At 75.1% G+C, this 13,197-nt stretch carries 7 protein-coding genes; 5 read left to right on the top strand and 2 right to left on the bottom strand.

Annotated elements, in window-relative coordinates; all coding sequences use genetic code 11:
* The first annotated feature begins 110 nt into the window (after positions 1-110).
* A complete protein-coding gene (locus ACZ4NT_RS20600) occupies positions 111-1,691 on the top strand; it encodes a hypothetical protein (protein ID WP_467726765.1) in 1,581 nt (526 codons plus the stop codon).
* 38 nt (positions 1,692-1,729) lie between these two features.
* Here the strand turns inward: ACZ4NT_RS20600 and ACZ4NT_RS20595 are convergent, their stop codons facing one another.
* Both ACZ4NT_RS20595 and ACZ4NT_RS20590 read right to left on the bottom strand, forming a co-directional pair.
* Entirely contained in the window at positions 1,730-3,004 is a 1,275-nt protein-coding gene (locus tag ACZ4NT_RS20595) for a PucR family transcriptional regulator (RefSeq protein WP_467726763.1), read from the bottom strand.
* Between the two features lie 325 nt (positions 3,005-3,329).
* Complete coding sequence (locus ACZ4NT_RS20590; RefSeq protein WP_467726761.1) at positions 3,330-4,763, bottom strand: MFS transporter; 1,434 nt, start codon at positions 4,761-4,763, stop codon at positions 3,330-3,332.
* A gap of 230 nt (positions 4,764-4,993) precedes the next feature.
* Between ACZ4NT_RS20590 and ACZ4NT_RS20585 the strand changes: the two genes are divergently transcribed.
* Genes ACZ4NT_RS20585 through ccrA form a run of 4 tightly spaced genes read left to right on the top strand, consistent with a single transcriptional unit; the run spans position 4,994 to position 13,197 of the window.
* Positions 4,994-6,733, top strand: a complete 1,740-nt coding sequence (locus ACZ4NT_RS20585; RefSeq protein WP_121407478.1) for a fatty acyl-AMP ligase — start codon at positions 4,994-4,996, stop codon at positions 6,731-6,733.
* Complete coding sequence (locus tag ACZ4NT_RS20580) at positions 6,730-10,875, top strand: type I polyketide synthase (protein ID WP_121407479.1); 4,146 nt, start codon at positions 6,730-6,732, stop codon at positions 10,873-10,875. The genes ACZ4NT_RS20585 and ACZ4NT_RS20580 overlap by 4 nt, the downstream gene beginning before the upstream one ends.
* A 40-nt stretch (positions 10,876-10,915) precedes the next feature.
* Positions 10,916-11,887 carry an alpha/beta hydrolase gene (locus ACZ4NT_RS20575; RefSeq protein ID WP_467726758.1) on the top strand — a complete coding sequence of 324 codons (972 nt, stop codon included), beginning with the start codon at positions 10,916-10,918 and terminating at the stop codon, positions 11,885-11,887.
* Between the two features lie 20 nt (positions 11,888-11,907).
* Positions 11,908-13,197 (top strand): crotonyl-CoA carboxylase/reductase, encoded by a 1,290-nt coding sequence (gene ccrA, locus ACZ4NT_RS20570; RefSeq protein WP_121407481.1) that lies wholly within the window; start codon positions 11,908-11,910, stop codon positions 13,195-13,197.

The raw sequence follows: 13,197 nt of genomic DNA, 5'->3' as shown, positions 1-13,197 counted from the left end.
GGCGCGATTGCCCCGTGCGCCTCAGGGGTAGCGATGCGGAGGTTTCGCGCCCGGTCGAGTTCCTCGTGCTCACCGGTCCTGCTTTTTCCGTCTCCAAAGGGGGAGTTGACGTGTCGGGCAGCCTCGCGCCCAGCGAGTTGAGTCGGAGTGAGCGGAGCATGTGGGCCGCGTTCCGCCGTGGCGAGTGGCACGCGGACGGCGGCGAAGTGCGGGCTGCTGCCGTCCGCAGGCTGCTGCTCGCCCCGCCCCTGCCCGAGCCCGGACACCTGGCCAGGCTGCGCCTGCGCGACGTCCGCGTCGTCGGACGACTGGACCTCGCCGAAGCCGTCGTCGCCGGGACGCTGCGCCTGCACCACTGCCGCTTCACCGAGGCGCCCTGTCTCGACGGCGCGTCGCTCGGCGCCCTGGAGATCCGGGACTGCGCACTGCCCGGTCTGTCGGCGGTCGGCGTGACGACCGGCGGGAGGTGCGAGATCAGCGGCTGCCGCGTGGACGGCCCGACGTACCTCGACGGCGCCTCGATCGGCGGCACCCTGCACCTGGAGCACAGCCGGCTGACCGCGCGCGCCGAGGGCGCCCTGCACCTGCGGTGTGCCACCGTCGGCGGAGACGTCCGGGCCGGCGGGGGATTACGCGTCGACGGGTGCGCCGACCTCCGCGACACCTCCGTACGCGGCAGTGTCGTCCTCACCGGTGCGGCCCTCGCCGACCCGGACGGGACCGTGCTCAGGGCGAACCGGCTGCACATCGGCGGCGACCTCGACGGCCGCGGGGGCCTGATGGCCGAGGGGACGGTGGACCTGTGCGATGCACGGGTCGGCGGCGGCGTGCTCCTCGACGGCGCCTCCCTCGGCGTGGGGCACGGACCCGCGCTGCGGGCCCACGGCATAGACGTCGGCGCCGAGTTCAACTGCTGCGACGGCTTCACCGCACGCGGCAGACTCTCGCTGAGCAACATCACCGTGCGCAGCCGGGTGTCCTTCGCGGACGCGCGCATCGACGTCCCGGCGGGCAGTCCCGCCCTCACCAGCCGGCGCTCCACCGCCTCCGAACTCACCCTGAGCCTCGGCCGTCCGGTGCACGGCACCGTCGATCTCAGCCACACCCGGGTCACCGTGCTGCGCGGCACCTCCGAGGACTGGCCCGACGCCGTGCGCCTGGAAGGCGTCGTGTACGAGAGCCTGCTGCCGTACCTCCCCGCCCGGCAGCGGCTGCCGCTGCTGACCCGCGACCCGCAGGGCTTCACCCCCCAGCCGTACGAGCAACTCGCCTCCGTGTACCGGCAGCACGGCCACGACGCCGACGCGCGCACGGTGCTGCTGGCCAAGCAGAGCCGGTTGCGGGCCACCCTGCCGTGGCCGGGGCGGGTGTGGAGCCGGCTCCAGGACATCACCGTCGGATACGGCTACCGGCCGATGCGCGCCGTGTGGTGGCTGCTCGCGATCATGGCCACCGGCACCCTTCTGTTCAGCCGGTTTCCACCGCAACCGCTCGACCCGGGCGGACCGCCCCGCTTCCAGCCCGCCGTCTACACCCTCGACCTGGTCCTGCCCCTGGTGGACCTCGGCCAGGAACAGGCCTTCAGCCCCGGGGGCGGACTCCAGTGGGCGGCCGTGATCCTCGTCTGCCTGGGCTGGCTGCTGGCTACCACCGCGGCCGCCGGCGCCAACCGCATCCTGCGACGGTCGTGACGGCGGCAGGTGCGGCGGCCGCTCGCGTGCCCGCCCCCTCACCCCGCCTCGGCCGCACGGCGCAGCGCCTGGGCACGCAACGCCAGCTGCATCTCGAACTGGGCCGTCGGGTCGAGCAGTCGGTCGCCGAAGAGCGCGTCCAGCTGCCGCATCCGGTACCGCACCGTCTGCGGGTGCACGGCGAGCCGGGCCGCGACCTCGCTGGCGTTGTGCCCGCACTGCAGCCAGCTCAGCAGGGTCTCGGCGAGCCGTTCCCGCTGCGGGGAGCGCAGGTCCTCCAGTGGGCTCAGATGGCGTTCGGCCATGGCGTCCACCAGCGTCTCGTCCCGGAACAGCAGCAGCGTCGCCAAGTGGTCCCGGCAGCGGACCGGTTCCGTGCCGGGCAGGATGCCGCGCCGCACCAGGTCCAGCGCCTGCGCCGCCCAGCGCAGCGACCGCGCGCCCTCCCGCAGGGCGACCGTCGGGCCCATCGCCGCGCGCAGGCCGCGCAGCGCCGCGGCGACGGCGCGGGCCCGCCCCGGCCCGTCGGGGTCGGGCACCACGAGGACGGACGGCTGGACGTCGAACCGGGCGAGGAACCCGGGCGGCACGATGGGCCGCGCCGCCGTCGGGTGCGGTCCCGGGTCGATCGCCACCACCGCGAGCGTCCGCGGCACCGGCCACCGGACGGTGTGCGCCAGATCCCCGATGGCCTCGGCCGACACCGGCGGGTCGGCCGTCAGCAGGTCGATCAGCCGGGCCCGTCGCTGCTGCAGCTCGCCCGCCGCGTGCAGCCGTGCCTCCGTGTACCCGGCGGTCGTCGCGGCGGCCATCTCGTCCAGGTGCAGGAACAGGGCCTCGCCGAAGGCCGCGAGCACCCCCCGGGGCAGCAGGTCGGCGTCCACCAGGGCGTTGATACGCCGCCAGGTCACCCGCGCGCCGAGGCGCAGGGCGGACTGGAACGAGTCGAGACTGCGTCCCTCGTCCGCCTCCCCGCGCCCGATGCGCTGGTACGTCGCCTTCACCGGTTCCCAGTCGGTGTCCGGCTTCGCCATGCGTTCGAGGAACCCCTGCAGGGCATGCTCCACACCCCGGTGCACCACCTGCATGTACGTGTCGTCCGTCGGACGGGCGTACTCCGGGATGTCGGTCCTGATCGCGCGGGCGACCTCCTCGGTGATGTCGTCGAAGTACGGTCGCAGGGTGGCGTGCAGACCCGAAGGGAAGGCCTTGAAGGGGCCGTTCGGCTCCTCCACGGAGTCCGGGCCGGCCGTCTTCCGGGCGTCCCCCGGGGCCCGGGCGACCGGCCTGCGGCCGGCGTCCGAGTCGTCCACGGCCCGGCCCCCTCGGGTACGGCCGGCGGCGACGCCGTCCACGGTCCGGGCGCCCGCCTTGCGGCCGTCCGCCGACCCGTCCGGGGCCCGGGCGGCCGTGCTCCGGCGGCCCGGGCAGTCGTCCGAAACCCGCGGTGCCGCGCCTGAGGCGGTCCCACCGGCCGGCGGCACGTGCGTTCCGTGGACTGCGGCCTCGCTCTCCCACGTCCGTAACCCGTTCAACGCGGCGGCTCCCTCCTGTGCGCGGGAACAGGGGAGGGGAGACGATACCGGCAGTAACACCCGGCGGCTCCTCGGCGACGGACGAACCCGGGCGTGCGGATTGTCACTTGCGGACAACGCGCGCGTGTCCGCGGTCCCCCCGCGCCACCACCCTCCGGTGGCGGCCCCGGCGGCGCAGCGCGAGCAGCGTGACGAACGCTCCGGCCAGCACGCAGCAGGCGGCCAGCCGGAGTCCGAGGTCGTAGCCGTGCAGGAACGCGCTGCGCGCGTCCGCGCCGGCCCGCAGCTCCGCCCGTTCCCGCCGGGTGAGGGCGACGCCCACCAGCACCACGCCGAAGACCCCGGAGACCTCACGCGCCGCGCTCACCAGACCGGTGGCCGCGCCCGTGTGCGCGGCCGGCACCTCGGCCAGTGAACGCACCGTCAGCGGCGTGGTGAGCGCCGAGCCCACGCCGATCAGCAGCAGCCCCGGCTGCAGGTCCGCGTACCCGGCCCGCAGCCCCGTCCCGGAGACGTACAGCAGGCCGAGCGCCACCAGGGCGAGCCCCGCGGCGATCGACACGTGCGCGCCCAGGGTCCGCGCCGCCCGTTCGGCGAACGGCGTGCACAGGAGCAGCGCTCCGGCGAGCGGCAGGAAGGCCAGGCCCGCCTTCGTCGGGGAGAAGCCGAGGACGCGCTGGAGGTAGAGGGCGGTGAAGAAGAAGACGCCGTTGACGCCGATGCCCCACAGCATCTGGGCGAGGACCCCGCCGGTGAGGAACCGGTCGCGCAGCAGCCGCAGTTCGACGAGCGGCCGCGCCGTCCGCGCCTCCCGGACCACGAAGGCGAGGCCGCAGACCGCGGAGACGGCCAGGCACGGCGGGACGGGGGCCCGGCCGAAACCGTGCTCGCCTCCGCGCACCAGACCGAACGTGAGGAGGTACAGGGAGAGGACCGAGAGCAGGACGCCGGGCAGGTCCGGCGCGCCGCCCGCGGGGGCGGACCGGGCGGGGACGGCGGGCACCAGCAGCAGGGTGAGCGCGCCGAACGGCACGTTCAGTGCGAACACCCAGCCCCAGGACCACTGCTGGGTGACGAATCCGCCGACGACGGGTCCGAGGGCCAGGGCCACGGCCAGCGCCGCGGTCCACAGGCCGACGGCGGTGGAGCGCCTCGCGGCGGGCAGGTCGGCGGCGACCACGGCCAGTGAGGCGGGGATGACCAGCGCCGCTCCGACCCCCTGTACGCTGCGGGCCGCGATGAGGGTGCCGCCGCTGTCCGCGAGCGCCGCCGCACCCGAGGCCGCCGTGAAGACCACGATGCCGGTCGCGAGGACGCTCCGGCGCCCGAAGAGGTCCGTCAGCCGTCCGCCGGGCAGCAGCAGGGCGCCGAAACTGAGCACGTAGCTGGCTGCCACCCACTCCAAGTCGCTCACGGACAGGCCGAGTTCACGCTGCACGGTGGGCAGGGCCACATTGATCACGGTGTTGTCGAGGGTCGTGATGAACCCGGTCAGGGTGAGCAGCGCCATCAGGGCGGACAGCCGTGCACGTCCCACACCCGCTCCCTCCGCCGGACCGTGCCGTGGCACGGATTCTCTGCGCGGGGCAGCGGCCGGGGCTCTGCCCCGGGACGCCGAATCACGGCGCTCTCTTTGTCAGGGAACTGACATAAGTCAATTGACGATCTGTCAGCAGACCGTCTAACTCAACCCTCGCTCCCCGGCGGAACCTGGTGCACCTCCCCGAGGAAACAACCGTTCGACCGTACCGATCAGTTGGAGCCGCCATGACCTCCGCCAGGCTCGCCCCGGACGCCGCGCTGACGGACCACCTGGGGCACTGGGCCCGCCACCGGCCGCAACAACGGGCCCTGAGTCACGTCGACTTCCCCGACGCCGCCTCGGCCGGCCTGCACCGCACCCTCGGCTGGCGTGCCCTCGACGCCCGGGCCCGCGCCGTCGCCGACCGGCTGACGACGGTGGTGGCTCCTGGCGACCGGGCCGCCCTGGTGCTGCCCCAGGGCCTCGACTACGTGGTGGCCTTCCTCGGCTGCCTGTACGCCCGGGTGATCGCCGTGCCCCTCTTCGGCCCGCGACTGCCCGGCCACGAAGGCAGGCTGGCGGCCGTCCTCGCCGACTGCGAACCCGCCTGTCTGCTCTCCGACGCCGGCACCGCCGACGCCGTGCGGGCCTTCACCCGGGAACGGGGCCTGCCGTCGGTACCGCTCGTGGCGGTCGACCGCCTCGCCATCCAGCGCAACGGGTTCGGGGGTCCGAACCCGGCTCAGGACCCCGACGACATCGCCTACCTGCAGTACACCTCCGGCTCCACCCGCAGTCCGGCCGGCGTCATGATCAGCCACGCCAACGTCGTCGCCAACGCCCGGCAGGCCATCGAGGCCTTCGTCGCCGACCCGCAGGCCGCCACGACCGTCGGCTGGCTGCCGCTCTTCCACGACATGGGGCTGGTCCTGAGCGTCGCGGCACCCGTGGTGGGCGGCTTCCCGTCCGTCCTGATGGATCCGGTGGCCTTCCTGGAGGAACCGGCACGCTGGCTCCGGCTCCTCGGCGCGTACGACGGCACCGTCAGCGCCGCACCGAACTTCGCGTACGACTACTGCGTGGCCCGCACCGCGCCCGAACTCGCCGACGAACTGCGTCTGGACCGCGTCCAGGTGCTCATCAACGGCAGCGAGCCGGTGCGGCCGGGCACGATCGAGCGCTTCGGCGCCGCCTTCGGACCCGCGGGTCTGCACCCGGACGCCCACTGCCCCGCCTACGGTCTCGCCGAGGCCACCGTGTTCGTCACCGCGGACCCGCCCACGAGCGCGCCGCGCACGGTGGTGTGCGATCCGGTCGCCCTCGCCGAGGGGCGGATCGAGGCCATCGAGGCCGTCGCGGACGAGCCCACCGGCCGGCCGGAACACCCCGACCCCGCCGTGCTGGTCACCTGCGGCATGCCGGTCGGGCAGGAACTGCGGATCGCCGGCACGGACGGCGCGGTGCTGCCCGAGGGGCAGGTCGGGGAGATCCAGGTACGCGGCCCCAACGTAGGGCGCGGCTACTGGAAGCGCGCCGAACGGGCCTTCGGGGACCCGGACGGGTGGCTGCGCACCGGGGACCTGGGCGCCCTGCACGACGGACGGCTCCTGGTGACCGGCCGCCTCAAGGACGTGATCATCGTGGACGGGCGCAACCACTATCCGCAGGACATCGAGGAGACCGTGCAGAGCGCGCTGCCCCTCGTCCGCCGCGACCGGCTCGCCGCGTTCGGCGTGACCCGCGAGGACGGCACCGGCGAGGAGCTCGTGGTGGTGGCCGAGCACCGCAGGGACGCCGCGCCCACGGCGCGGCAGATCCGGGACGCCGAACGCGTCGTCAGGGCCGCGGTGTCGGCCCGGCACGGGCTGCGGCTCGGCGCGCTGTGCTTCGTCCCACCGGGCGCGGTGCCACGGACCAGCAGCGGCAAGGTGGCCAGGAACGCGACCCGGGCGCGCTTCCGCGACGGCGGGTTCGGTGCCCGATGACCCCGACGCGCACGCAGATCCGCGCCGTCGTCGTCGAGCGGCTGGGCGCCTGGTACGGACTCCCGCCCGAGGCCGTCCCCGACGACCGGCCGCTGGCCGAGCTGGGCCTCACCTCACGGGACGCGGTGGCGCTGACCGCACGGCTCGGCGAGCTGGTGGGGCGGCGGCTGCCCGACACGCTCCTCTGGGACACCGGGACGATCGACGCGCTGACCGCGGAGCTGAGCCGGGCCCGCGACCCGCGCGGCCCGGCGGGCCGGCGGACGGACGAGACGCCCACCGGTGGGCCGGCACCGCAGGCACGGGGAGGGACCCGCACCGCCGTCGACCCGGCCGGTCCGCCGGCCCCCGTCGCCGTCGTCGGGCTGGGCTGCCGCTTCCCCGGCGGTGCCGACTCGCCCGCCGCGTACTGGCGGCTGCTCACCGAGGGACGGGACGCCGTCGGCACGGTCCCCCGGGGGCGATGGGACCCCTTCCCCGTCCCTCCCGACGCGGTCAGGCACGGCGCCTTCCTCGACGACGTCGCCGGCTTCGACGCCGAGTTCTTCGGCATCGCGGCGCACGAGGCGGCCGCCATGGACCCGCAGCAGCGGATGCTCCTCGAAGTCGCCCACGAGGCCCTCGACCACGCGGCACTGCGGGTCGGAGGCACCCGCACCGGTGTGTTCGTCGGCATCAGCGGCAACGAGTACGCCCACCTCACGGCCGCCGCCCCCGACGCCTGGACGGCCACCGGCGCCGCCCTGAGCATCGCCGCCGGCCGCCTCTCGTACGCCCTCGACCTGCGCGGCCCGAGTCTCGCCCTCGACACCGCCTGCTCGTCGTCGCTGGTCGCCGTGCACCACGCGGTCCGCGCGCTCCTGACGGGGGAGTGCGAGACCGCGCTGGCCGCCGGGGCGAATGTGCTCCTGACTCCCGCCGTCACCGTCGGCCTCCAGCGGGCGGGCGCCCTCGCACCGGACGGTCGCTGCAAGGCCTTCGACGCGTCCGCCGACGGAATCGTCCGCGGCGAGGGCTGCGGAGTCGTCGTACTGAAACGACTCGCGGACGCCGAGCGGGACGGCGACCGGGTGCTGGCCGTCATCCGCTCCACGGCGGTCAACTCCGACGGCCGCTCCAACGGTCTGACGGCGCCCAGCGCGGCGGCCCAGCGCGCCCTCCTCGCCGACGCGCACCCCGACCCCGCGACCGTGGACTACGTCGAGGCGCACGGCACCGGGACCGCCCTCGGCGACCCCGTCGAGGCGGGCGCCCTCGGCGCGGTGCTCGGCACCGGGCGCGACCTGGAACGGCCCCTGCTCATCGGCTCGGCGAAGACCAACCTCGGACACCTGGAGGCCGCCGCCGGGATCGCCGGGCTCATCAAGACCGTGCTGGCCCTGCACCACGGCGAGATCCCGCCCCAGCTGCACTTCGTCCGCCCGGGACCGCACGCCGACCTGGACGCCCTGGGACTGCGCGTCGTCACCTCCGCCGAACCGTGGCCGCGCTACTCGGGGACGGCCACCGCAGGCGTCTCCGCCTTCGGCTTCGGCGGCACCAACGCGCACGCCGTGCTCGCCGAACACCGTACGGCCCCCCGGCCGCGGGCACCCCGCGAGCAGCCCGCGCTGCTGCTGCTCGACGCGCCCACCGCGCGGCGCGTCCGCACCTACGCCGGCGAGCTCGCCGACTGGCTGCCCGGAGCCGGCCGCGTCCGCGACGCCGACCTGGCCCGGACCCTGGCGGGCCGCGCCGGACGCGGACGCCGACGCGCCGCCGTCGTGACCCGGGACAGGACGCAGACGCTGGACGCGCTGCGCCGGCTGGCCACGGGCGAACCCTCCCCGTACGTGGTCACGGGAGAAGGGACACCGGAAGGGCCCGGGCCGGTGTGGGTCTTCTCCGGCTACGGCTCCCAGTGGCCCGGCATGGGACAACGGCTCCTCGCCTCCGAACCCGTGTTCGCCGAGGCCGTGGAACGCCTGGAGCCCCTGCTGCGGTGGCACGCGGGCGTCTCCCTGAGCCGCAGCCTGCGCCCGGACGCCGACCTGTCCTCGCCCGCCGTCGTCATGCCCGTGCTGTACGGCATGCAGCTCGCCCTCGCCGACCTGTGGCGGTCGTACGGGCTGGAGCCGGCCGCCGTGATCGGGCACTCCCTGGGGGAGATCGCCGCGGCCGTCGTCGCGGGGGCCCTGGACGCCTCCACGGGAGCGCGGATCGTCGCCGTGCGCTCCCGGCTGCTCGCGGGGCTGGCCGGGGGCGCCATGGCGGTCGTGGGCCGCTCCGAACGGGACGTCCTGGCGCTCGCCGCGGACCTGCCCACCGTCCACATCGCCGTGCACGCCTCCCCGGCGCAGTGCGTCGTGACGGGTTCCGCGGGGGAGGTGGCCACCCTGGTGGCGGCGGTGACCGACCGGGGAGGATTCGCCCGCTCCCTCGGAGTGTCCGGAGCCGGGCACTCGCCCGAAGTCGAGCCCATTCTCGCGGAGTTCGCCCGGGAGCTGGGCCATCCGGAACCGGCCGCCGCCGTACGTCCCCGCTATTCGACGGTGCTCGACGACCCCCGGGACCCCGCTCCGTACGACACCGCGTACTGGGTGGCCAATCTGCGCCGGCCCGTGCGGTTCGCCCAGGCCGTGCGCGCCGCGGCCGAGGACGGTCACCGTGTCTTCCTCGAAGTCGCGCCGCACGCCACCCAGTTGCACCCCCTCACCGACTCGCTGCCCGAGGGGTCCCTGATCGTCCCCACGCTGCGCAGGGACACGGACGACGCCCTCACGTTCCGCACCTCGCTCGCCACGCTCCTCGTGAACGGCGTGCCGGCCCCCGGCCTCCGCGAGCGGCTGGACGGCCGCATCGTGGACGTGCCCCCGCCGCGCTGGCGGCACCGCCGGTTCTGGTTCGGCGAGGAGAGCGATGCAGCCCCGTCGGCCGAGGCGCCCGAGACGGCCGGCGCCGGTCCCGTGGAGCGGCTGCGGGCGTGCGTGGCCGGGGTCATGGGATACGGCCCCGACCGCATCGACCCCGACCTGCCGCTCACCGACCTCGGCCTGGACTCGCTGACGGCCGTACGGATCCGCGGCGTCGTGGAGCGGGAGTTCGGGGTGACCCTCGAACCGGGCGTCCTGCTCAGGCAGGGAACCCTGCGAGCGGTGGCGACCCTCCTCGCCTCCGGGCCCGAGGCGGGCTTCGCACCGGTGATGGAGGCGGCCCCCGGGCCCGAGGCGGGCTTCGCGCCCGTGACGGAGGCCGCCCCCGGGCCCGGTGCCGCGCCCGCGGTGACCCCCGGCCTCCGGGCTCGGCCGAGTTCTGCGCACCGCGCCGCGGAGACTTCCTCGGCGTCCGCGGCGGCGTCCCTGCGGTGCCTTCCGGGCGCGGGCCCGGGCACCCCGCTGTTCCTCGCCCACGCCGCAGGGGGTTCCTCCGACGTCTACGCCCGGCTGGCCGAACGACTGGACGGGCAGCGGCCGTCGTACGGGTTCGACCGGCTGGCCGATCCGGACGACGTGCCCGGGCGCGCGGCCGAGTTCGTCCGGCGGATCCGGGCGGTGCGCCCCGCGGGGCCGTGGGCCGTGGGCGGCTGGTCGTACGGGGGAGTGCTGGCCCAGGAGGCCGCGCGGCTGCTGTCGGCACACGGCACGGTCGAGGCCCTCGTGCTCATCGACTCGGTGCTGCCGCTGCCCGCCCCGCCGGGAACCGACCACGCCGGCCTCACCCGGCGCCGCTTCGCGGACTTCGCCGCGTACGTGCACCGCACCTACGGGACACCGCTCGACCTCCCCTACGGCGAACTGGCCGCGCTGGACGACGCCTCGCAGATCGACCTCGTGATGAAGGTGCTCGCGGAGGCCGTGCCGCTGCCGCACTCCGTCCTGGAGCACCAGCGCACGTCGTATCTCGACCTGCGCAGCGGGGAACGCCACCGGCCGGGGTGCTACGAGGGCCGGACCCTGCTCTACCGGGCGAGCGACCCCGCCCCGCACACCGTCCGGGACCCCCGCTACGAGCGCGACGACGCGACGCTCGGCTGGGACGCCTTCTGCCCCGACCTCACCGTGGCGCCGCTGCCCGGCCACCATCTGTCCCTGCTCGATCCGCCCGCCGTCGATGCCCTGGCCCGGCTGCTGACACGCGATCTCGGCGAGCGGGACGCGTCCTGACCGTCCGATCCACACCGTCCCCAAGACGAGGAGTGGGCCCGTGCCCGTACACCGTCCCTCGCGCCGCACCGTCCTGCGCGCGACCCTGGCCTCCACCGCGACCCTGGCCGCCACGGCGGCCGGCACCACCGCGGCCTCGGGCGGCTCCGCCCGCATCACCGCCGAGACGTGGCTGGACGCCCGGACCGTCGACCTCACCGTCGCCTCGGCCGCCGTCGGCACGTCCCTGCCGGTCCGGGTCGTCCTGCCGGCCGCCCACGCCGCACAACCCGCCCGCACCTGGCCCGTCCTCTACCTCCTCCAGGGGGCGCACGACGACTACATGTCGTGGACCCGGGAGACCGACGTCGCCACCTTCCTCGCCGGCCGCGACCTCATCGCCGTGATGCCCTCCTCGGGGCCCACCGGCATCCCCACCGACTGGTGGACGTACGGCTCGCCCACCGCACCGGACTACGAGACGTTCCAGGTCGACGAGGTCATGGAACTGCTGCGGCAGCACTTCCGGGCGGGCGACCGGCGTGCCGTCGCCGGTGTCTCCACCGGCGGCTACGGCGCCCTGGCGTTCGCCGCCCGCCGCCCCGGCGTGTTCGGCGCCGCGGCCTCCTACAGCGGCGTCCTGGACACGACGGCGCCGGGCATGCCGACCGTGCTGTCCGCGATCGTCGCGCGGGAGTCCCTGCCGCCGTCGGCCCTGTGGGGCAGCCCCCTGCTCCACCGCGCCAACTGGAACCGGCACAACCCCGCCGCGCTCGCGGACGCGCTCGCAGGGACCCGGCTGTACCTCTCGCAGGGCGCCGGGCTCCCCAGCACCGACTTCGGCAACCTCGAAGGAGCGGTGCTCGAAGGCACGCTGACGGGCCAGTTCCGCCGGTTCTCCCGGCGGCTGGAGTCGCTGGGCATCCCGGCCCGGGTGAGCTCCTACGGCGGCGGCTCGCACTCCTGGCCCTACTGGCAGCGGGAGTTCAAGGCCTCCTGGCCGACGCTCGCCGCGGGCCTGGGCCTCAACTGACCCCTCGAAGGAGGAACGACATGGATGTCCTGGCCGAGGCCGTGGTGGCGGGAGCCGCCGGTGCCGAGCTGGAGCGCCTACCCCTGCCCACCCGCTTCACGGCCGCGCACCTCAGGGCGGAGGACGTCGACAGCTTCACCGGCGTCGCCGACAAGGACGTGCGCAAGTCGATCCACATCGGACCGGTGCCGATGCCCGAACTCGCGCCGGACGAGGTCCTGGTGGCCGTCATGGCGAGCAGCATCAACTACAACACCGTCTGGTCCGCGATGTTCGAGCCGCTGCCGACCTTCACGTTCCTCCGGCAGTTCGGCCGCCGGGACCGCTGGTCCGCCCGGCACGACCAGCCGTTCCACGTGGTGGGCTCGGACGCGGCGGGTGTCGTCGTACGCACGGGTGGCGGCGTGCGCAGATGGCGGGTCGGCGACCACGTCGTCGTCAGCCCCGTGCACGTCGACGAGGAGGAACCCGAGACGCACGCCGACGCCATGCTCGGCCCGGGCCAGCTGGCGTGGGGGTTCGAGACGAACTACGGCGGGCTGGCGCAGTACGGCGTCGTCCGGGCCAGTCAGCTCCTGCCCAAACCGCCCCGGCTGACCTGGGAGGAGGCGGCCGTCAACCCGCTCTGCGCGGGGACGGCCTACCGCATGCTGGTCAGTGACCGGGGCGCCCGGATGACCCAGGGCGACGTGGTGCTGATCTGGGGGGCGGCCGGGGGGCTGGGCGCCTACGCGGTGCAGCTCGTGCGCAACGGCGGCGGCATCGCCGTGGGCGTGGTCGGCAGCGAGGCCAAGGCGGAGTACGCGCGCCGCCTCGGCTGCCATGCTGTGATCGACCGCAACGAGATCGGGCTGACGGGAAGTGAGCCCGCCGATCCCGCGACGGTCGGCAAACGGCTCGGCAAGCGCATCCGGGCCGCGACCGGCGAGGACCCCCACATCGTCTTCGAGCACGTCGGCCGGGCCACGTTCGGTGTCTCCGTCTTCGTCGTGCGGCGCGGCGGATCCGTCGTGACCTGCGGCTCGAGTTCCGGGTACCGCCACGAGTTCGACAACCGCTACCTCTGGATGCGGCTCAAGCGCGTGATCGGCAGCCACGGCGCCAACCTCCAGGAGCAGGCGGCCGTCAACCGGCTCCTGGACCTCGGCCGGCTCGCGCCCGCCCTGACCGCCACCTACCCCCTCGCCGACACGGCGGAGGCCGCCCGGCTCGTCCAGAACAACGCCCACATGGGCAAGGTCGGCGTCCTGGCCCTGGCGCCGCGGCCGGGCCTCGGCGCCACCGCGCCGGGCCCGGCGGGGACCAGCTGA

It is taken from the genome of Streptomyces sp. NPDC026417 (genome assembly GCF_055567695.1).
Note: the sequence above shows the minus strand (reverse complement) of the source record. Positions and strands in the feature narration are given on the sequence as shown.

Bases quoted from the DNA above. Each gene is read 5' to 3' on its own strand.
- ACZ4NT_RS20585 (WP_121407478.1), top strand. From the start codon at position 4,994: ATGACCTCCGCCAGGCTCGCCCCGGACGCCGCGCTGACGGACCACCTG.
- ACZ4NT_RS20580 (WP_121407479.1), top strand. From the start codon at position 6,730: ATGACCCCGACGCGCACGCAGATCCGCGCCGTCGTCGTCGAGCGGCTG.
- ccrA (WP_121407481.1), top strand. From the start codon at position 11,908: ATGGATGTCCTGGCCGAGGCCGTGGTGGCGGGAGCCGCCGGTGCCGAG.